Origin of the sequence: Micromonospora sp. NPDC023737 (genome assembly GCF_040639715.1) — a bacterium.
Classification (GTDB): Bacteria; Actinomycetota; Actinomycetes; order Mycobacteriales; family Micromonosporaceae; genus Micromonospora.
Window position 1 is genome coordinate 77,574 of the sequence record NZ_JBFAAL010000007.1, and the last position, 18,050, is coordinate 95,623.

The 18,050-nt window shown below is 72.3% G+C and carries 18 protein-coding genes; 9 read left to right on the plus strand and 9 right to left on the minus strand.

Annotation, left to right across the window (positions count from 1 at the left end):
* Positions 1 to 201 precede the first annotated feature (201 nt).
* Both AB0F98_RS17390 and AB0F98_RS17395 read right to left on the minus strand, forming a co-directional pair.
* The gene (locus AB0F98_RS17390) at positions 202 to 1,800 is read right to left on the minus strand and encodes a beta-N-acetylhexosaminidase (protein WP_357735935.1); all 1,599 of its coding nucleotides are present in this window, start codon (positions 1,798 to 1,800) and stop codon (positions 202 to 204) included.
* A gap of 148 nt (positions 1,801 to 1,948) precedes the next feature.
* A complete protein-coding gene (locus AB0F98_RS17395) occupies positions 1,949 to 2,701 on the minus strand; it encodes a class I SAM-dependent methyltransferase (protein WP_357735939.1) in 753 nt (250 codons plus the stop codon).
* Positions 2,702 to 2,893: 192 nt separating this feature from the next.
* On the opposite strand from AB0F98_RS17395, the gene AB0F98_RS17400 reads away from it, so the two are divergent.
* Both AB0F98_RS17400 and AB0F98_RS17405 read left to right on the plus strand, forming a co-directional pair.
* Positions 2,894 to 4,309: an OFA family MFS transporter gene (locus AB0F98_RS17400; RefSeq protein WP_357735943.1), complete on the plus strand. Its 1,416-nt coding sequence runs from the start codon at positions 2,894 to 2,896 to the stop codon at positions 4,307 to 4,309.
* Positions 4,306 to 4,431, plus strand: a complete 126-nt coding sequence (locus AB0F98_RS17405; RefSeq protein ID WP_355149659.1) for a hypothetical protein — start codon at positions 4,306 to 4,308, stop codon at positions 4,429 to 4,431. The genes AB0F98_RS17400 and AB0F98_RS17405 overlap by 4 nt, the downstream gene beginning before the upstream one ends.
* A gap of 57 nt (positions 4,432 to 4,488) precedes the next feature.
* Here AB0F98_RS17405 and AB0F98_RS17410 read toward each other — a convergent pair whose 3' ends face one another.
* Positions 4,489 to 5,217 (minus strand): SDR family oxidoreductase, encoded by a 729-nt coding sequence (locus tag AB0F98_RS17410; protein ID WP_357735947.1) that lies wholly within the window; start codon positions 5,215 to 5,217, stop codon positions 4,489 to 4,491.
* A gap of 75 nt (positions 5,218 to 5,292) precedes the next feature.
* Between AB0F98_RS17410 and AB0F98_RS17415 the strand changes: the two genes are divergently transcribed.
* Both AB0F98_RS17415 and AB0F98_RS17420 read left to right on the plus strand, forming a co-directional pair.
* Complete coding sequence (locus AB0F98_RS17415) at positions 5,293 to 6,126, plus strand: patatin-like phospholipase family protein (protein WP_357735950.1); 834 nt, start codon at positions 5,293 to 5,295, stop codon at positions 6,124 to 6,126.
* 195 nt (positions 6,127 to 6,321) lie between these two features.
* On the plus strand, positions 6,322 to 7,038 hold the full coding sequence (locus AB0F98_RS17420; protein ID WP_357735953.1) for a hypothetical protein: 717 nt from the start codon (positions 6,322 to 6,324) through the stop codon (positions 7,036 to 7,038).
* Positions 7,039 to 7,161: 123 nt separating this feature from the next.
* Here AB0F98_RS17420 and AB0F98_RS17425 read toward each other — a convergent pair whose 3' ends face one another.
* The 3 genes from AB0F98_RS17425 to AB0F98_RS17435 form a co-directional block, all read right to left on the minus strand.
* Entirely contained in the window at positions 7,162 to 8,202 is a 1,041-nt protein-coding gene (locus AB0F98_RS17425) for a nitronate monooxygenase (RefSeq protein WP_357735956.1), read from the minus strand.
* 69 nt (positions 8,203 to 8,271) lie between these two features.
* Positions 8,272 to 9,270: a cytochrome d ubiquinol oxidase subunit II gene (gene cydB / locus AB0F98_RS17430; protein WP_357735959.1), complete on the minus strand. Its 999-nt coding sequence runs from the start codon at positions 9,268 to 9,270 to the stop codon at positions 8,272 to 8,274.
* Positions 9,271 to 9,285: 15 nt separating this feature from the next.
* Positions 9,286 to 10,704 (minus strand): cytochrome ubiquinol oxidase subunit I, encoded by a 1,419-nt coding sequence (locus AB0F98_RS17435; protein ID WP_357735963.1) that lies wholly within the window; start codon positions 10,702 to 10,704, stop codon positions 9,286 to 9,288.
* Positions 10,705 to 10,946: 242 nt separating this feature from the next.
* On the opposite strand from AB0F98_RS17435, the gene AB0F98_RS17440 reads away from it, so the two are divergent.
* Positions 10,947 to 11,723, plus strand: a complete 777-nt coding sequence (locus AB0F98_RS17440; protein WP_357735966.1) for a lysophospholipid acyltransferase family protein — start codon at positions 10,947 to 10,949, stop codon at positions 11,721 to 11,723.
* A 95-nt stretch (positions 11,724 to 11,818) separates the two neighbouring features.
* On the opposite strand, the gene AB0F98_RS17445 is transcribed toward AB0F98_RS17440, so the two are convergent.
* Together AB0F98_RS17445 and AB0F98_RS17450 are read right to left on the minus strand one after the other, a co-directional pair.
* The gene (locus AB0F98_RS17445) at positions 11,819 to 12,190 is read right to left on the minus strand and encodes a DUF4180 domain-containing protein (RefSeq protein ID WP_357735969.1); all 372 of its coding nucleotides are present in this window, start codon (positions 12,188 to 12,190) and stop codon (positions 11,819 to 11,821) included.
* Positions 12,183 to 12,638, minus strand: a complete 456-nt coding sequence (locus AB0F98_RS17450; protein WP_357735972.1) for a helix-turn-helix domain-containing protein — start codon at positions 12,636 to 12,638, stop codon at positions 12,183 to 12,185. Before AB0F98_RS17450 ends, AB0F98_RS17445 begins: the two co-directional genes overlap by 8 nt.
* A gap of 100 nt (positions 12,639 to 12,738) precedes the next feature.
* Here AB0F98_RS17450 and AB0F98_RS17455 point away from each other — a divergent pair, with 100 nt between their 5' ends.
* The 3 genes from AB0F98_RS17455 to AB0F98_RS17465 all read left to right on the plus strand — a co-directional run bounded on the left by AB0F98_RS17455 (position 12,739) and on the right by AB0F98_RS17465 (position 15,696).
* The gene (locus tag AB0F98_RS17455) at positions 12,739 to 13,497 is read left to right on the plus strand and encodes a glycerophosphodiester phosphodiesterase family protein (RefSeq protein ID WP_357735975.1); all 759 of its coding nucleotides are present in this window, start codon (positions 12,739 to 12,741) and stop codon (positions 13,495 to 13,497) included.
* Between the two features lie 17 nt (positions 13,498 to 13,514).
* Complete coding sequence (locus AB0F98_RS17460; protein WP_357735978.1) at positions 13,515 to 14,906, plus strand: MFS transporter; 1,392 nt, start codon at positions 13,515 to 13,517, stop codon at positions 14,904 to 14,906.
* A 166-nt stretch (positions 14,907 to 15,072) separates the two neighbouring features.
* Complete coding sequence (locus tag AB0F98_RS17465; RefSeq protein ID WP_357736595.1) at positions 15,073 to 15,696, plus strand: thymidine kinase; 624 nt, start codon at positions 15,073 to 15,075, stop codon at positions 15,694 to 15,696.
* Positions 15,697 to 15,735: 39 nt separating this feature from the next.
* Here AB0F98_RS17465 and AB0F98_RS17470 read toward each other — a convergent pair whose 3' ends face one another.
* Positions 15,736 to 16,194 carry a hypothetical protein gene (locus AB0F98_RS17470; protein WP_076471776.1) on the minus strand — a complete coding sequence of 153 codons (459 nt, stop codon included), beginning with the start codon at positions 16,192 to 16,194 and terminating at the stop codon, positions 15,736 to 15,738.
* A 113-nt stretch (positions 16,195 to 16,307) separates the two neighbouring features.
* Between AB0F98_RS17470 and AB0F98_RS17475 the strand changes: the two genes are divergently transcribed.
* Positions 16,308 to 18,011 carry an acyl-CoA dehydrogenase family protein gene (locus AB0F98_RS17475; RefSeq protein ID WP_357735982.1) on the plus strand — a complete coding sequence of 568 codons (1,704 nt, stop codon included), beginning with the start codon at positions 16,308 to 16,310 and terminating at the stop codon, positions 18,009 to 18,011.
* Positions 18,012 to 18,050: the final 39 nt, after the last annotated feature.

The window sequence follows — 18,050 nt, forward strand, 5'->3', positions numbered from 1 at the left end:
GGTCCGGGCGGCGGGGCGGCGGATGCCCGCTCGCGTGTGCGGGGCGCGGGACGGCTGCTGAGCGGTTCGATCGGCGGGCTGCCGTCGCCGCCGGGAGCACCTGACTCCGGGCCGCTCGCGCATCACGTTCCACCGCCGGAAGCGGGGATCGGGCGGGCCCCCGGCCGGTGAGCCGGGGGCCCGCCCGGGTAGGTGTGCGGGTCAGAGCCAGGGCACCTGGGGGGACGGGTAGTAGTCGACGTCCTGCAGGTGCCAGCGCGGTGCCTGCGCGCCGAGCCGGGTGCGGAACGACTCCCAGTCGTGGCTGGCTGCCGTGGACCAGCCGAGTTCGGCGATCGCGGGCAGCCGCGGGAAGGCCATGTACTCGATGTCGTCGAGGCTGCGCAGGGTTTCCGACCACAGTGGCGCCTCGACGCCGAGGACGGCGTCCTCACCGACTCCGGTGACGCGTTCGGCCGGGTTCCAGTCGTACGCGTCGCGTACCTCGATGTAGCCGGCCCAGGAGAGGCCGAGTGGGGTGTTGCGGTCGTACTTCATGTCGAGGTAGGTCTTGTTGGCCGGTGACATGACGACCTTGTTGCCGCGGGCGACGGCCTCGGCGAGGTCGGTGTTGGTGGTGCCGGTGCCCCAGAACTGGGCGACGACGTCGGTGGCCGGGTCGACCTGCATGACCTCGTTCCAGCCGAAGGCCCGCTTGCCGTACTTGCCGACCAGCGGCAGCACGCGTCGCATGAAGGTGGCGTAGTCCTCGTCGCTGGTGGCGTGGGCCTCGTCGCCGCCGATGTGCAGGTACGGGCCGGGGGTGATCTCGGCGAGTTCGCGGATGACGTCTTCGATGAACTGGTAGGTCAGTTCGTCGTCGATGCACAGGGAGCTGTAGCCGACGGCGGTGTCGGTACGTGGTGGCGGTGCGACGCCGTCGCAGTTGAGTTCGGCGTAGGTGGACTGTGCGGCGTTGGTGTGGCCGGGCATGTCGATCTCGGGAACGATCGTGATGTGCCGCGCGGCGGCGTAGGCGGCGACGGCCTTGTAGTCGGCTTTGGTGAGGTATCCGGGGCCGGCGCCGTCGACGCCGGTGCCGGGGCCGCCGCCGACGGTGGTGAGTCGGGGCCAGGAGTCGATCTGGATGCGCCAGCCCTGGTCGTCGGTCAGGTGCAGGTGCAGGTAGTTGATTTTGTACTGGCTGAGCAGGTCGATGTACGCCGTGATCTCGTCGACGGTGTGGAAGTGCCGGGCGAGGTCGAGCATGGCGCCGCGGTAGGCGAAGCGCGGGTGGTCGGTGATGCGTCCGCCCGGGATGGACCAGGTGGTGCGTTGCCGCTGGGAGGCCTCGATCTGGGCGGGAAGCAGCTGACGCAGCGTCTGGGTGCCGGCGAAGAGGCCGGCGGCGGTGTTGGCGCGGATGGTCATGCCGCGGCGGGTGACGTCGAGCTGGTAGCCCTCCTGCCCGAGGCGCGCGTCGGCGCCGCCGATGAGCAGGGCGATCTCGGGCAGCGGTGTGGCGTGGACGGGCAGGACCGGCAGTGGGTAGCCGGTGGCGGGGCGCAGCAGGTCGGCGAGTTGTCTGCCGACCTGGCGGGCCGGGGCCGAGTGCGGTGAGGTGCGGATGACGGTCAGCGGGCTGAGGGTGAAGCTGTTCCGGGGGTCGGGACGGGTTTCGGCGGGGGCGGGGATCACGTCGGTGAGCTGGCGGGCGGGTGTCCCGGCCGGTGCGGCGGCTGCGGGGGTAGTGGGGAGGGTGAGTGGTAGGGCGAGTGCGGTTGCGGCGAGGAGCCGGGTGATGGTGTGGCGGTGGCGCACGGGCACCTCCTGGTGCTGATCGTGATCGGTGGTTGTCGATCAGTTCCGCACGCTACCCGGGTCGTCGTCGCACTGTAAATGTTCCTTATCGGCGGTGGGTCCATCCGCTGTGCGCGGTGGGGCAGGCCAGGTGTTCGGCAGGCGACGGTCACTCGGGTGGGCCGGTCGGGCGGGGCCGGCGGGCCAGGACCAGGCTGGTGCGCAGTCGCAGGGCGATGCCGCCGCCGAAGCCGTCCACGAGGGATCGGACGGCGGCGAGGGCCCGTTCCTGCTGGTCGGCCTGGTGCTGACGGAACAGGCCGAAGGTGCGCACCAGGTCCAGGTAGCGGTCGGTGGACAGGGTGAGGTCCCGGTCGAAGGTCTCGGCGCGTACGTCGGTGAACCGGCCGCTGGCAGTGACGTCGAGGTGGAACCAGCCGGCGGGGCGGTCCTGCACGTCGGGGTCGATGGCGCGCAGTGCCGTGTCGATGGCTCGCGACTGCATGGGGTCGGCGTAGCCGTACTTGTGGGCGAAGACCGCGAGCGTGCCGCCGGGGGTGAGAGCGTCGTGGGCGTGCTGGTTGCGGATGGCGGGGTCGAGCCAGTGCCAGGCCAGGGCCGCGACGATCATCGGTACGCCGCCGGGTGGTGGCGCCCACTGTTCGAACGTCTCGGTGTGGACGGTCACGTCGGGCAGGTTGGCGGTGAGCCGGGCGGCCATCCGGGGGTCGGGTTCGAGGCAGGTGATCGGCGCGCCGAGGCGTCGCAGCAGGCGGGTGGCCTTGCCGGTGCCGGCGCCGATCTCGACGATGTGCTCCGGGGTGGTGCCGTGGTAGTCGCCGATGGCCTCGGCGATGCGGTCGGGGTAGCCGGGGCGTACGTCGTCGTAGGTGTCGGCGACGTCACCGAAGAGCGTCCTCACGTCGTCATCGTGGCACGGCTTCGGTCGGGAGGAAACGGACGCGGAGTGAGGGTCTCGGTGGGACCGTCGCCGGTGGGTGTCGACCGTTCGGCTCACCGCAGCGACCGTCCGGCGATGATCGGCTTTCCCGTGGACGGTCGTCGGGTGGATGAAGGGAGGGAATCCGAAAACCTTCCGAAGGGACGCCGCGGCATGCTTTCCGCACTTGATCGTCGGCACACCGTCGCGCCGCCGGGTTACAGCCGTTGGCTGATACCACCGGCGGCGCTCGCGATCCATCTCTGTATCGGGCAGGTCTACGCGACAAGCGTGTACAAGAATTCGCTCATTGCGCACTTCGACACCAGCCAGACGGCGATCGGCGTCATCTTCAGCATCGCCATCGTGATGCTGGGTCTGTCGGCCGCGGTGGCGGGCACGTGGGTGGAGGCGAACGGGCCACGCAAGGCGATGTTCGTGTCGGCGTGTTTCTGGACGGCCGGCTTCCTGGTCGGTGCGCTGGGTATCGCGACCCGGCAGCTGTGGCTGCTGTACCTGGGGTACGGGCTGCTGGGCGGCATCGGGCTGGGCATCGGTTACATCTCCCCCGTCTCCACGCTGATCAAGTGGTTCCCGGACCGGCCCGGACTGGCGACCGGCCTGGCGATCATGGGGTTCGGTGGCGGGGCGATGGTGGCCTCTCCCCTGTCCCGCCAGTTGCTGTCGTTCTACGACGGCGGGTACGACCCGTCGAACGCGGGCTCGACGGCGTCCGGGAGCGCGCTGGTGTGGTTGTTCGTCACGTTGGGCGTCGGCTACTTCCTGATCATGATGTTCGGGGTGTTCAACGTGCGGGTGCCGGCGCCGGACTGGCGCCCGGCCGGGTTCGACCCGGCTCGGGTGGCGGCGAAGCCTCTGGTGACCACGGCGAACGTGTCCGCGGCGAACGCGGTGAAGACCCGGTCCTTCTGGCTGCTGTGGGTGGTGTTGTTCTGCAACGTGACCGCCGGTATCGGGATCCTCGAACAGGCGAGCCCGATGATCCAGGACTTCTTCCGCGACGGCGGGGTCTCGTCGGTGTCGGTGGCCGCGGCGGGTGGCTTCGTGGGTCTGCTGTCGCTGTTCAACATGGCGGGCCGGTTCGTGTGGTCGTCCACGTCGGACGTGATCGGCCGCCGGCCGATCTACCTGCTGTACCTGGGCGTGGGCATGGTGCTGTACGCGCTGCTGGCGGTGGTGGGGCATGCGGCGACGGCGTTGTTCGTGCTGCTGGCGTGCGTGATCCTGTCCTTCTACGGCGGTGGGTTCTCCACCGTGCCGGCGTACCTGCGGGACCTGTTCGGCACGTTCCAGGTGGGCGCGATCCACGGCCGGCTGCTCACCGCGTGGTCGGCGGCGGGGATCGCCGGTCCGCTGATCGTCAACGGGTTCCTCGACGCGCAGGGCGAGCCGGGCACGTTGACGGCCGCGGCGTACCGGCCGGCGCTGTTCACGATGGTCGGGGTGCTGGCCGTGGGGTTCATCGCCAACCTGCTGGTCCGGCCGGTGCCGCAACGGTTCCACGAACCTTCGACGGCCGACCCGGAACCGGACACCGAGACGATGGCGGAGAGGAGCGGCACGCGATGAACGAGGTCGGCCCACGCGGGCAGCAGGCCCGGTTGTGGATCTCCTGGTTGGTGGTGTCGGTGCTGCTCGGCTACGGGGTGGCGCAGACGGCGATCACGGCGGCGAAGTTGTTCACGAGTTGACCGTCCGGGCGGTCCGGGGCTTCAGGTCCCGGGCCGCCCGCGTGGCGGTGGACCAGGTCAGAGGCCGCCGGCGACGCGCAGCACCGTCCCGGTGGTGTACGAGGCCTCGGGGCCGAGCAGCCAGGCGATGGCGGTGGCGACCTCGTCGGGTTCGCCGGCACGGCCCAGTGGGATACGACCGACGGCGCGGTCGGCGCGGTCGGGTACACCGGACACGGCGTGGATGTCGGTGCGGATGATTCCGGGGGCGACACCGTTGACGCGGATCCCGCGGGCGGCGAGTTCCTTGGCCAGCCCGAGGGTGAGGGTGTCGGTGGCGGCCTTGACCGCCGCGTAGTGGATGTACTCGTTGGGGCTGCCGAGGGTGGCCGCGGCGGAGGAGACGTTGACGATGGCGGCGCCGGCGTTCATCCGGCGGGCCGCCTGCTGGGCGCAGAGCACGTAGCCGATCAGGTTGACGTCGACGACGCGCCGCAGGTCGGCGGGGTCGAGGTCGACGAAGGGGCCGATCGGGCTGGTCACGCCGGCGTTGTTGACCAACCCGGTGATCTCGCCGAGCTCGGCCGCGGCGTCGAACAGGGCGGTGACCTGGTCGGGGTCGGTGGTGTCGGCGGGCACGGCGACGCCTCGACGACCGGCGGCCTGGATGTCGGCGACGACGGACGCCGCGGCGTCGTGGTCGCGCCGGTAGGCGAAGGCGACGTCGTGGCCGGTGTTGGCGAGTCGGCGCGCGGTGGCGGCGCCGATACCGCGGCTGCCGCCGGTGATGACAATGACCGGGCTCAATGCCCCTCCCCTGCCGGTGCTGGTGCGCCCGACGTTACCGTGACCGGCACGGGCCGCGACGGAGGGGAAGATCACATGACGCGGGCGTTGGTGCTGGGCGGTGGCGGTGTGACCGGGGTGGCCTGGGAGTGGGGGCTGCTGGCCGGGCTGGCGCAACACGGTGTGCCGCTGGCCGAGGCGGATCTGGTGGTGGGCACGTCGGCGGGTTCGGTGGTGGGCGCGCAGCTGCGCTCCGGCCGGCCGGTGCAGGAGTCGTACGCGGCGCAGCTTCAGCCGTCGCGGGGTGAGGTGGCGGCGCGGTTCGGGCCGGCGGCGGTGCTGCGGCTGGCGTGGGCCGGTGCTCGTACCCGCGACGTGGTGCGGGCGCGGGCGCGGATCGGGGCGATGGCGTTGGCCGCGCGTACCCCGTCGGAGGAGTCACGGCGGGCGGTGATCGCGGCGCGGCTGCCGCAGCGGGAGTGGCCGCGGCGCCGGCTGCTGGTGACGGCGGTGGACGCCCACTCGGGTGAGTTCGTGGTCTTCGACGCCGACTCCGGGGTGTCGCTGGTGGACGCGGTGGGCGCGAGTTGCGCGGTGCCCGGGGTGTGGCCGCCCGTGACGATCGGCGACCGGCGGTACGTCGACGGTGGGATGCGTTCACCGGTGAACGCGGACCTGGCGGCCGGAGCGCGGCGGGTGGTGGTGCTGGCGCCGACGACGGCGGCGTTCGGGCCGATGCCGCGCCTGGCGGCGCAGGTGACGGCGCTGCGCGTGCAGGGGGCGCGGGTGGTGGTGGTGTCGCCGGACGCGGCGGCGCGGGCCGCGATCGGGCGTAACGTGCTGGATCCGGCGCGCAGGGCCGGGGCGGCGCGGGCCGGTCGGGCGCAGGCGGACGTGGTCGCCGACGAGGTGGCCGCCGTCTGGCGGTGATCATCTAGGCTCACCGCGCCGCGGTGCGGCAGGGGGTACCGGCCGTCGACCCGGCCCCGCGATGGTCCACAGTGGATGTAGTCGGGGTCGTGCGCGTGGACCGCGGTGGTCACCGGTGGGTGGTCCGCCGTCAGCGCTGTCACAGCCGGCTGGTATCAAGACAGGAATCAAACAGGTGTACGGAAGAGGTTGCTGATGGGTGCCGCTGGCCAGGGGTTGTCCGAAGACGACGTGCGCACCTTCCGGGAGGCGTTGGCCGCGGGCCGCAAGCCGAAGGTGGTGTTCACCGCCGCGGCGGGGCAGATCGCCGGACAGATCGGTCAGGTGGTGGAGCTGACCGACCCGGCCGAGTCCGACGAGTTCGTCGTCGTCCGGTTCGGGCGCGACGAGTTGCCCTTCTCCCCCGCCGATGTGGCGGTGGCGCCGAGAGGCGCGGGGCGTAAGGCGGTCGAGCCGGAGCCGCAGCCGGAGCCGGTCGCGGCGCCGGCGGAGCCGGAGTTCGTTTTGGACCAGGTGCCGGCGCCGCGACCGGCGCCGCGTGAGGAGTCGAAGGTGGAGACGGTCGAGGCGGCCAAGCCGGCCCGCCGGGCGGTGAAGGTGACGAAGCCGAAGGGGCCGGCCGGGTTGACCGTGACGTTGGCCTACGCCGACGGCGAGTGGACGGTGGCGGCGCAGCAGGGCAGCAAGGCGCTGGCGAAGCCGTACGTGGTGAAGCCGGCGGAGGCGTTGCGGATGGTGGCGCTGGTCGACGTGCCGGGTGTGCACGAGGCGGTGGAGCAGATCCTCTCGGCCGAGCGGGCCGAGGCGGAGCAGCAGGCGGAGAAGCTGCGCGCCGAGCTGGCGGAGATCGAGTCCCGGCTGGCGGAGCTGCGCGAGGCGGGCACGGAGCAGGGCGCGGACGAGACGCGCTGACCCGCGTCCCTGCCAGGCGCGGGCGCACGAACGGCTGATCGGCTCGGCTTGCCTGAGACGCGGGATCACCCCCCGGCCATCACGCGAGCCGAGCCGATCAGGTGGCCGGTGCGGCGGAGGCGGTCAGAGAGCCGCGGTCAACCCCTCGACCACGGTCGCGGCGGAGCCGGTACGCGCCTGCCGGTAGCCGGTGCCGGCCCACAGATGCACCCGGTCCGGGTGCCCGGCCGCGGCGGCCGCCGCGCGCATGCCACGGGTCAGATGGTGCAGCTCGGGATAGCCGAGCGGCGCGGCCGGTTCGTACCGGTCGATGAACGTGTTGCGTAGTCCCCGGGCGGGCCGGCCGGTGAAGGCGCGGGTCATGACGGTGGTGGTGGTGCGCGCCGGGTCGGCCAGGGCGTCGCGGTGGGTCCGGTTCGCGCCGCTCTCGTCGGTGCGTAGCAGCAGGGTGCCCACCACCACCCCGGTGGCGCCCACCGCGATCAGGTCCCGCACGTCGTGGGGACCGGCCACTCCACCCGCGGCGAGGACCGGCAGGCCGGTGGCCGCCACCACCTCGCGTACCAGCGGACCGGTGGACGCCGGCGGCGCCGGCCGGCGGGGGTCGTGGACACCGCTGTGCCCGCCGGCCTCGGTGCCCTGCGCGATGAGCCCGTCGACGCCGAGGTCGCGGGCGGCGAGCGCCTCGGCCACCGAGGTGACGGTGACCAGCGTCCGCGTGCCGGCGCGGCGCAGCGCGGCGAGCGCCGCCGCGTCGGGCAGCCCGAACGTGAAGCTGACCACCGGCACCGGATGCCGCACCAGCAGGTCGATCTTGTCGGACCAGTGGTCGTCGTCGTGCGTCAGCGGCGCGCCGGCCAGGTCGAGGCCGTACGGCTCACCCTCGGCGGCGATCCGCCGGGCGTACGCGCGGAAGGTCGTCTCGTCGATGTCGGGTGGCCCGGGCACGAACAGGTTCACGCCGAACGGCGTGCCGGTGGCCTCCAGGCCGGCCAGGTCGGCGGCGACCGCCTCGGCGCTGCGGTAGCCGGCGGGCAGGAAGCCGAAGCCACCGGCCGCGGTGACGGCCCGCACCAGGGCCGGGGTGCTGGCTCCCCCGGCCATCGGCGCGCCGACGACCGGCGTCGCGCTGCCGAGCAGACGCGTCCATGGCTCACCGGTCACCGGCTCACCTTAGCCGGATGGACCGCCGGCCCGCCCCGGGGAACGGGCGGGCCGGCGGTGGTCAGGTGGTCAGTGCTGCGGGATGTGTGCCACGCCGATGCGCTTGCGGAACACCCAGTACGTCCAGCCCTGGTAGGCGATCACGATCGGGGTGAACACCACCGCCATCCAGCTCATGATCTTCAGGGTGTACGGGGTGGAGGCGGCGTTAGTGGCGGTCAGCGTGCCGGCCGCGTCCAGCGTCGAGGGCAGCACGTTGGGGAACAGTGCCGCGAACAGGGTCGCCACGGCCAGGCCGATCGCCGCCGCGGTGCCGGTGAACGCCCAGCCCTCCCGCCGTGCGTGGGCGGCGGCGAGCGCGCCGAGCAGGGCGAATGCCGCGGCGGCGGCGAGCGCGACGGCGAGCGTGCTGGAGCGGATGTCCAGTGTCCAGGCCAGGAACGCCACCGCCAGGACGATGGTCACGGCGCCCACCCGTACCGCGAGCTTCCCGGCGCGCTCACGGACCTCGCCCACCGTCTTCAGCGCGATGAACACCGCGCCGTGGGTGAGGAAGAGCGCGGCGGTGGTCACTCCGCCCAGCAGGGCGTACGGGTTGAGCAGGTCGAGCAGGCCACCCACGTACTCGTGCTGGGCGTCGAGCGGTACGCCGCGCAGGATGTTGGCGAACGCCACGCCCCACAGCACGGCCGGCACCAGTGAGCCGAAGAAGATGGCCGCGTCCCAGCGGCGCTTCCAGGACGGCTCGGGGCGCTTGTGCCGGAACTCGAAGGCGACGCCGCGCGCGATCAGGGCCAGCAGGATCAGCAGCAGCGGCAGGTAGAAGCCGGAGAACATCGTGGCGTACCACTCGGGGAAGGCGGCGAACATGGCGCCGCCGGCGGTGATCAGCCAGACCTCGTTGCCGTCCCAGACCGGGCCGATGGTGTTGATCAGGACGCGGCGTTCCCGGTCGTCGCGGCCGAGGACGGGCAGCAGCATGCCGACGCCGAAGTCGAAGCCCTCCAGGATGAAGTATCCGGTGAAGAGCACGGCGATGAGCAGGAACCAGATGGTCGTGAGTTCCACGGTGCGCTCCGCAGGTCAGTAGGCGAACGCGAGCGGTCGCTCGGCGTCGTCGTGGCTGTCGTCGATCTCGGGCTGTTCTTCGGTGAGGTCGGGGACGCCGGCCTTGGCGTAGCGGATCAGCAGTCTGAACTCGACCACGGCGAGGGTGGCGTAGATCAGGGTGAACGCGGTGAACGAGGTGAGCACCTCGGTCAGCGACACGCTTCGGGACACCCCGTTGCGGGTGAGCATCTCGCCGAAGACGATCCACGGCTGGCGGCCCATCTCGGTGAAGATCCAGCCGAAGGAGCTCGCGACCAGCGGCAGCAGCGGCATGACCAGGCCGGCGCGCAGCAGCCACTTGCTGCTCGGGGTACGGCCCTTGCGGTGGGTCCAGAGCACCAGCAGGGCGATCGCGGCGGCCGCCATCCCGAAGGCGATCATGAAGCGGAAGCTCCAGTAGGTGACCGGGATGATCGGGGCGTAGTCGCCGGCGCCGTACTGGCTGGCGTACTGGGCCTGCAGGTCGTCGATGCCCTGCACGGTGCCCTTGAGGTGGCCGGTGCCGAGGTACGACAGCAGGTACGGGATCTTGATGGCGAACACTTCCCGGCTGCCGTCGAGGCTGCCGACGGTGAGTACGGAGAACGACGCGGGGCTCTCGGTGTTGTAGAGGCCCTCGGCGGCGGCCATCTTCATCGGCTGCACCTGCGTCATGATCTTGCCTTGGATGTCGCCGGTGATCAGGACGGCGCCGGCGGCGAGCAGGGTGACCCAGGAGCCGAACTTGGCGGCGAACCGGTAGGTGGGGATGTCGGCCGAGTCCCGGTTGCGGATCAGGTGCCACAGGGCCACGGCGACCAGCAGGGAGCCGGCCACCAGGAACGCGCCGGCGATGGTGTGCGGGAAGGTGACCAGGGCGACCTTGTTGGTGAGCAGCGCGACGAAGTCGGTGAGTTCGGCGCGGCCGGTGTCGGGGTTGATCCGGTAGCCGACCGGGTTCTGCATGAACGAGTTCGCGGCGAGGATGAAGTACGCGGACAGGTTGCTGCCGATCGCCGCGGCCCAGATGCTGGCCAGGTGCAGCCGCTTCGGCAGCCGGTCCCAGCCGAAGATCCACAGTCCGAGGAAGGTGGATTCGAGGAAGAAGGCGACCAGCGCCTCGATGGCGAGGGGGGCGCCGAAGACGTCGCCGACGAACCGCGAGTAGTCGCTCCAGTTCATGCCGAACTGGAACTCCTGGACGAGGCCGGTGACCACACCCATCGCGAAGTTGATCAGGAAGAGCTTGCCGTAGAACTTCGTGAGCTTCAGGTAGCGCTCGTTGCCGGTGCGGACCCACAGCGTCTGGAGGATGGCGACCAGTACGGACAGGCCGATCGTCAACGGCACGAAGAGGAAGTGGTAGACGGTGGTGACACCGAACTGCCAGCGGGCGACGTCCAACGCGTCCACCTGGAACCCCCAGCTGTTGATACTACGTGACGTAGTAAATACTACTTCCCGTCGTAGAGGAATTCGCGTCGACCCGGCCTCAGAACCGCCAGATGACCGATGACCCTGATCACGTCGGACCGCCCGGGCCCGCCGGCACTGCCGGAACGGCCCGGTCGGGCGAGGACGACCACGCCGCCAGCGGGGTGACGATCCGACCGCGGTGCCACCGCCACCCCGAAACATGGGAGCATTCACCGCTGATGGACACCGCCCGCGCCGCCTGGCAGCCACCCGCGATCTGGCGTACCGCCCAGCTGCTCGCCCGTGGCGTCGTCGCTCCCCTGGCCCGCCTCGAGGTCAGCGGGGAGGTCCCCGAGGCGCTGCGCCGCGGCCCGCTGATCCTCGCCGCCAACCACATCAGCCCGTTCGACCCGATCGTGCTCACCGCGGCCTGCCAGGTCAGAAACGTCGCGCCCCGGATCATGGCCACCGGTGGGCTGTTCCGCGCACCGGTGATCGGCGCCCTGATGCGCCGCGCCGGACACATCCGCGTCGACCGGGGCACGGCCGCCGTCGGCCGGGCGCTCGACGACGCCGCCGCGGCTGTCGCCGCCGGCTCCGTGGTGCTGGTCTACCCGGAGGGGCGCATCGGCCTGGACCCCGGCATGTGGCCCGAGCGGGGCAAGACCGGTGCGGCCCGGCTCGCGTTCGCCTGCGGCGCACCGGTGATACCGGTGGCCCAGTGGGGCTCGCACGAGGTGGTGCCGTACCGGACCCCGAAAGGGCTGCTGCGCGGGCTCATCCAGGCCCTGCTGCGCCGCCCGGTGATCCGGGTGCACTTCGGTGCGCCCGTCGACCTCGCCGGCCTGACCTGCGACACGCCCGGTGCGGCCCGCCGCGCCACCGACCGGATCATCGACGCGATCACCGACGCCCTGGTGCCGCTACGCCCGGACGAGCCCGAGCGGCCCCGGCACGTCGACCCGGGCCGGCCCACCGACACCAGCCGCTCGCACCGCCGCCGCCCACCGGCCTGACCCGGACGGAACCCGCCGGTCAGCCGGTCGCCGGACCTGGACCCGGGCCCGACGGGCCGGTCGAGCGTGGCCGCCAGCCTCGGGCCGGCCGAGGATCACCTCGAGGCGGCAAGCCGGGCGTCGAGCGCCGCCAGATCGGGCACGAACCAGACGTGATCGTGCCGGTTGGATTCGGCCACCAGGGCCCGCAGCGCGCTGCTGGCCGCGAGATGTGCGGAGATGTCGCCGACCACCACCAGCCGCAGCCGGTAGTTGACGAACTTCTGCATGACCTCCCCGGCGAAGCGGGTGCCCAGGGTGAAGAAGCTCGGGTCGAGCCGGCCGGCCGGCAAGGCCACCACCTCGGCGCCGCCGAAGGACGCGTTGCCGATCAGGTCGAGGGCCGTCTCGGTGGTGGCCACCGGCGGACCGGCGGCGTCGCAGACCAGGACGGACACCCCGGCCCGCTGTTGCAGCACGTCAGGCATCGCCGGCCTCCCCGGACAGCAGGTTGTCGCCACCGCTGAGCACGCTGTCGACCAGGCGCAGCAGGTCGGCGGTGGTGGCGGCGTCGCCCAGGATCACGATCTTCATTCGGTGGCGTTCCTCGTCGTGGATGCTCTGCACGCGCAGCGGGCGGGCCGGGTCGTGGTGGGTGTTGACGCCGGCCAGCACGAGCGTGGCCAGCCGGTCGGCCGCCGTCCGGTCGACGCCGTCGACCTGCACGATGCTCGACACCTCCAGCGCCGTCGGCCCGGCGGGCGGGGCCGACACGGGTCGGCCGGTCAGCGCGTCGAGGTCGGCACGGGCGATCCGGTACTGCTTGCCGATTCGCGTCGCCCGCAGCCGGCCGGCGCGGATGTAGGCGCGCACTGTGCGCACATGCAGCCCGAGCAGCTCCGCCACCTGCTCAACCGAATACATATCATTACTCATCGCACCCAATGATAGACGCGATAGGGAATGATAGGGAAGTTCGTTGGGGGGACGCCAACCGGTCACCCCGGGGCCACCCAGGCCCGGCATACTGCCGGTCGTGCACCCCTACCTGGACGCGCCCGCACCACTGGCGTTCGCGCACCGCGGCGGCGCGGCCGACGGCGACGAGAACACCGCGGAAGCGTTCGCCCGCGCCATCGCTCTGGGCTACCGGTACGTCGAGACCGACGTGCACGCCACCGCCGACGGGGTGAGCGTCGTCTTCCACGACCCCACGCTGCGCCGAGTCACCGGCGAGCCGGGGCGCATCGCCGACCTGCGCTGGGCCGACCTCGCCTCGGTACGCGTCGGCGGCGCCGCCGTCGTGCCCCGCCTGGACGAGGTGCTCGACGCCTGGCCGCAGGTCCGATTCAACATCGACGTCAAGGCCGACGGCGGTGTCGTGCCGGCCGTCGACACGGTCACCCGGACCGGGGCAGGCGACCGGGTGCTGCTCGCCTCGTTCAGTGACGCCCGACTGGCCCGGCTGCGCGCCCTGGCCGGGCCGAAGGTCGCCACCAGCCTCGGTATGCGCGGCGTGGCCCGGCTGCGGATGGCCTCGCTGCACGGACGGCCGCTGCGGCTGCCCCCGTCGGTGGTCGCGGCGCAGGTCCCCGTCCGGTACGGCCGTATCCCGGTGGTCGACCGGCGGTTCCTCGCGTACTGCCACCGGCTCGGGTTGCAGGTGCACGTCTGGACCATCGACGAACCCGCCGAGATGCACGGCTTACTTGATCTTGGTGTTGATGGCATCATGACCGATCACGTCGGCGTGCTGCGCGACGTCTACCGCAGCCGCGGCCACTGGGCCGCCTGACCCGGCGAGAGGACCCGATGGCCGAGACCGTGACCCCCACGGCGACCGACCTTCCACCCCCGGCGAGCACCCGGCGTGAGCGCACCGGCTGGTACGTCTACGACTGGGCGAACTCGGCCTTCCAGACCACCGTCATCACGGTCTTCCTCGGGCCGTTCCTCACCACCGTCACCGAACTGGCCGCCGGCTGCGAGCTCGGCGCGGACAGCTGCGACGGCTACGTCCACCCGCTCGGCATCCGCGTCGCGGCCGGCTCGTACTACCCGTACCTCATCTCCCTGTCGGTGTTCCTCACCGTGTTCGTGCTGCCGGTGATGGGCGCCATCGCCGACCGGTCGATGCACAAGAAGCGGCTGCTCGCCGGCGCGGCCTTCACCGGTGCCGCCGCGACCGTCGCGATGGCCTTCGTCACCGGCGAGCGGTACCTGCTCGGCGGGGCGCTGTTCCTGGTCGCGAACATCAGCTTCGGCGCCGCGATCGTGGTCTACAACTCGTTCCTGCCGCAGCTCGGCGGCCCCGACGAACGTGACGGCATCTCCAGCCGCGGCTGGGCGCTGGGCTACCTCGGTGGCGGGGTGCTGCTGGCGCTCAACCTGGTCGCGGTCACCATGCTCGGCGAGGACGGCAATCCGCAGCGCACCCTCGACCTGGCCCGCTGGTCGATCGTCTCGGCCGGCGTGTGGTGGGCGGTGTTCACGCTGGTGCCGCTGCGCTGGCTGCGCGAGCACCCCACCGCCGCCGCCCTGACCGCCCGGGGCAACGTGCTCACCGACGGTTTCCGGCAGCTCGGCCGTACCCTGCGGGAGATCAAGGCGTACCCGCTGACACTGTTCTTCCTGCTCGCGTTCCTGGTCTACAACGACGGCATCCAGACCGTCATCACCCTGGCCAGCCAGTACGGCACCGAGGAGCTGCGGCTGGAGCAGGACACCCTGATCGTCACCATCCTGCTGGTGCAGTTCCTCGCCTTCGGCGGGGCGCTGCTGCTCGGCATGCTCGCCCGGCGTATCGGCGCGTGGAAGACGGTGCTGCTCAGCCTGGTGCTCTGGACCGGTGTGATCGTCGCGGCGTTCCGGCTGCCCGCCGAGGCGCCGCTGCCTTTCATGATCCTCGGCGGCGCGATCGGTCTGGTCCTCGGCGGCAGCCAGGCGCTGAGCCGGTCACTGTTCAGCCAGCTCATCCCCACCGGCAAGGAAGGCGAGTACTACGGCTTCTACGAGATCAGCGACAAGGGCACCAGCTGGCTCGGGCCGCTCGCGTTCGGTCTGGTCTTCCAGCTCACCTCCTCGTACCGGGTGGGGCTGGTCTCGCTGCTGATCTTCTTCGTGGTCGGGTTCCTGCTGCTGCTCGCCGTGCCGATCCGCCGAGCCATCGTGGCCGCCGGGAACACACCGCCGCGGGTCCTCTAGCGCACGGTGGCCCGGAACGCACCATGATCGCCCGACCTGATTGGCGCCGGTCGATGGGTTAGGCTGCCCGACCGTGACTGACGACGCCGCTGCCGCACCCACCTGCCTGGCCCGCCCCCTCGGGGCGCCGGACGACTTCCCCGCCGGGTGCGCGGCGGCGCGCGGCATGAACGGCCGCCCGCTGCACGCGGCCGCGCTGAAGTTCTTCTGGGGGCCCATGGACTGCGGCAAATCCACCATGGCCCTGCAGATGAACTACAACCACGCCCGGCAGGGCCGCCGCGGCCTGGTCACCACGCGCATCGACCGGTCCATGGGAGCGCAGGTCACCACCCGTATCGGCCTGGCGCACTCCGCCATCGAGGTCACCGACGACCTCGACCTGCGGGCCCTGGTGCGCGGCCGGTGGGACGAAGGCGTCCGCGTCGACTACCTCATCTGCGACGAGGCCAGCTTCTACACCGTCGAGCACGTCGAGCAGATGGCCGAACTGGTCGACAGCTACGACGTCGACGTGTACGCGTTCGGCCTCGCCACCGACTTCCGCTCCAGCCTGTTCCCCGCCGCCCAGCGGCTGTTCGAACTCGCCGACGAGGTGGCCCGCATCCAGGTCGAGGTGCTCTGCTGGTGCGGCCGGGAAGGCCTGCTCAACGCCCGGGTGGTCGACGGGCGGGTGGCCCGCGAAGGCGCACAGGTCGTCATCGGTGACACCGTGGAGAGCGCCGAGGTGCGGTACCAGGTGCTGTGCCGGCGGCACTACCGCAGCGGAGACCTCGGCCCCCGAGGCTGAACCGCCCGCCGGTCCGACACCCGGCCGGCGAACGCGCTGCTAGAGGGGGTCACCGCAGACCCGCCAGCCACCGTCCTCCTGCACCACGGGCAGCTCACGTTGCTCGGTCACACCGCTGGCACGGGTCAGCTGGACGACCACCGTGCCCAGCGGGCGACCGCCCCGGGTGGTGACCGACACGTCCACGATCTCGTAGTCACGGACCTCCGGTGGGGTACGCACCCAGCTCTCGAAGCCGCCCTCACTCCACTTCTTGCGTGCCTCGGCGCAGAGCCGGTCGTACGCGCGGCCCGTGTCGCCGAGCACCACCTGCCGCAGGAACTCGTCGGCGGTCTCCCGCACCGGAGTGGCGGCCTGGGTGACCACCTGGAGGTTGCGCACGCCGAGGCCGGTCACGCCGATGCAGCACAGGGCGACACCGACACCGGCGAACACCAACCCCACACGCATCGGGCGGTGTCGCCGGGCCGGTCTGTTCCACGGCTGCCCAGCGCCCACGCCACGACCGTAAAGAACCGGGACGGGTCCGCGTGCGGCATTCGGCTCTGTCGCCGGAGACGCCGCATCGTCTACCGTCGGGCCCACACCCCCAGCCACTGCCAGGAGCGCGCATGACCCGCTACGTGCAGCCGGTACCCGCCCCCGACGACCCGTACGCCGGCGACGCGCTGCTGCGTTCCTGGCTGGAACGGCAGCTCGGCGCCGAGGGGCACGCCGCCGCGAAGGACCGGCTCGCCGACCTGGCCGCCGACGTCGCCGGTCCGCTGCGCGCGGCCCACGCCGACGCCGAGGCACACCCGCCCACGCTGGTCCGCTACGACCCGTGGGGGGCACGGATCGACCGGATCGACACCTCGCCCGGCTGGCAGGCGCAACGCGCCGCGGCCGCCCGGCACGCCGTGGTGGCCCTGCCGTACCTGGAATCGGCGCGCGGCACCTGGGGTGCGGCCGCCCGGGTCGTCCAGCACGCCCTGCTGCACCTGTACGGCCCGGAGTCGGCCACCTTCTCCTGCCCGGTCGCCATGGCCGACGGGGCGGCGGCGCTGCTCAGCCTCCCGGAGGTCGACCCGGCGATCCGGGACGCCTGGCTGCCCCGGCTGCTCCGCACCGACCCGGACACGGCGATCACCAGCGGCCAGTGGATGACCGAGTCGCAGGGCGGCTCCGACCTGGGACGATCCAGCACCACCGGGCGTCCCGCCGCCGACGGCTCGTGGCGGCTGACCGGGGAGAAATGGTTCTGCTCGGCCGCCGACTCGGCGATGGCGGTGGCGCTGGCCCGGCCGGAGGGTTCCGGGCGGGGCAGCCGGGTGCTCGCCCCGTTCCTGGTGCCCCGCTACGCCGTCGACTCGCCGCTGGCCGGTGGTGCCGCACCGCTCGCGCCGGCGCCGGGCGTCATCGTGCACCGGCTCAAGGACAAGCTGGGCACGCGGGCGCTGCCCACCGCCGAGATCGGGCTGCGGGACGCGTACGCGCTGCCGTTGGGAGACCCGGCCCAGCCCGGCCTCGTCCGGGCGATGACCCTGGTGGTGGTGACCCGGGTGCACAACGCGGCAGCCGCGGCCGGCGGGATGCGCCGTGGGCTGGCCTACGCGCGGGCGTACGCCTCGGCGCGGCACGTGGCCGGCGGGACGCTGTCGGCGTCCCCGCTGCACCGGGCCACCCTCGGCGCTCTCGCGGTCGACGCGGCCGGCGCGTTCGCCCTCGCCGGGCACGCCTTCGCGCTGCTGGGCCGGGTCGAGGTGGGCGCCGACCCGGCCGCCGCCGCCGAGCTGCGCATCGTGGCGCCGCTGGCGAAGCTGGCCACCGGCCGGCTCGCGGTCGGCTCCGCCAGCGAGTACGTGGAGAGCTTCGGCGGGGCGGGCTACGTGGAGGACACCGGCGTGCCCCGGCTGCTGCGCGACGCGCAGGTGCTGCCCATCTGGGAGGGCACCACGAACGTGCTCGCCCTGGACGTGCTGCGCGCGGTCACTCGCGAGGACGCCGGACCACCGCTGCTGCGCCGCCTCGACGCCGCCGCCGACCTGGCCCGGCCGATCGCGCCGGCACTGGCCGACACGCTCGCCGCCGTCACCGCCGAACTGCGCGAGCGTCTCGCCGCGGTCGCCGTCGACCCGCAGGGCGTCGCGGTCGTCGCCGGGGCCCGCGATCTGGCGCTGCGCCTGGCGCACGCGCTCACCACCGCGCTGCTCGTGGAGCACGCGGCCTGGGGTGACGAACAGGCGGAGCTGGCCGCCCGGCTGTGGGCCCGCCGATGGCTGCGGCACGAGGAGATCGCCGCTGACGCCCACCACCACCTGGAACTGCTCTGCTGACCCGGGCCGTCGGGCGGCCCCCGCGGCATCGAGGCGGTC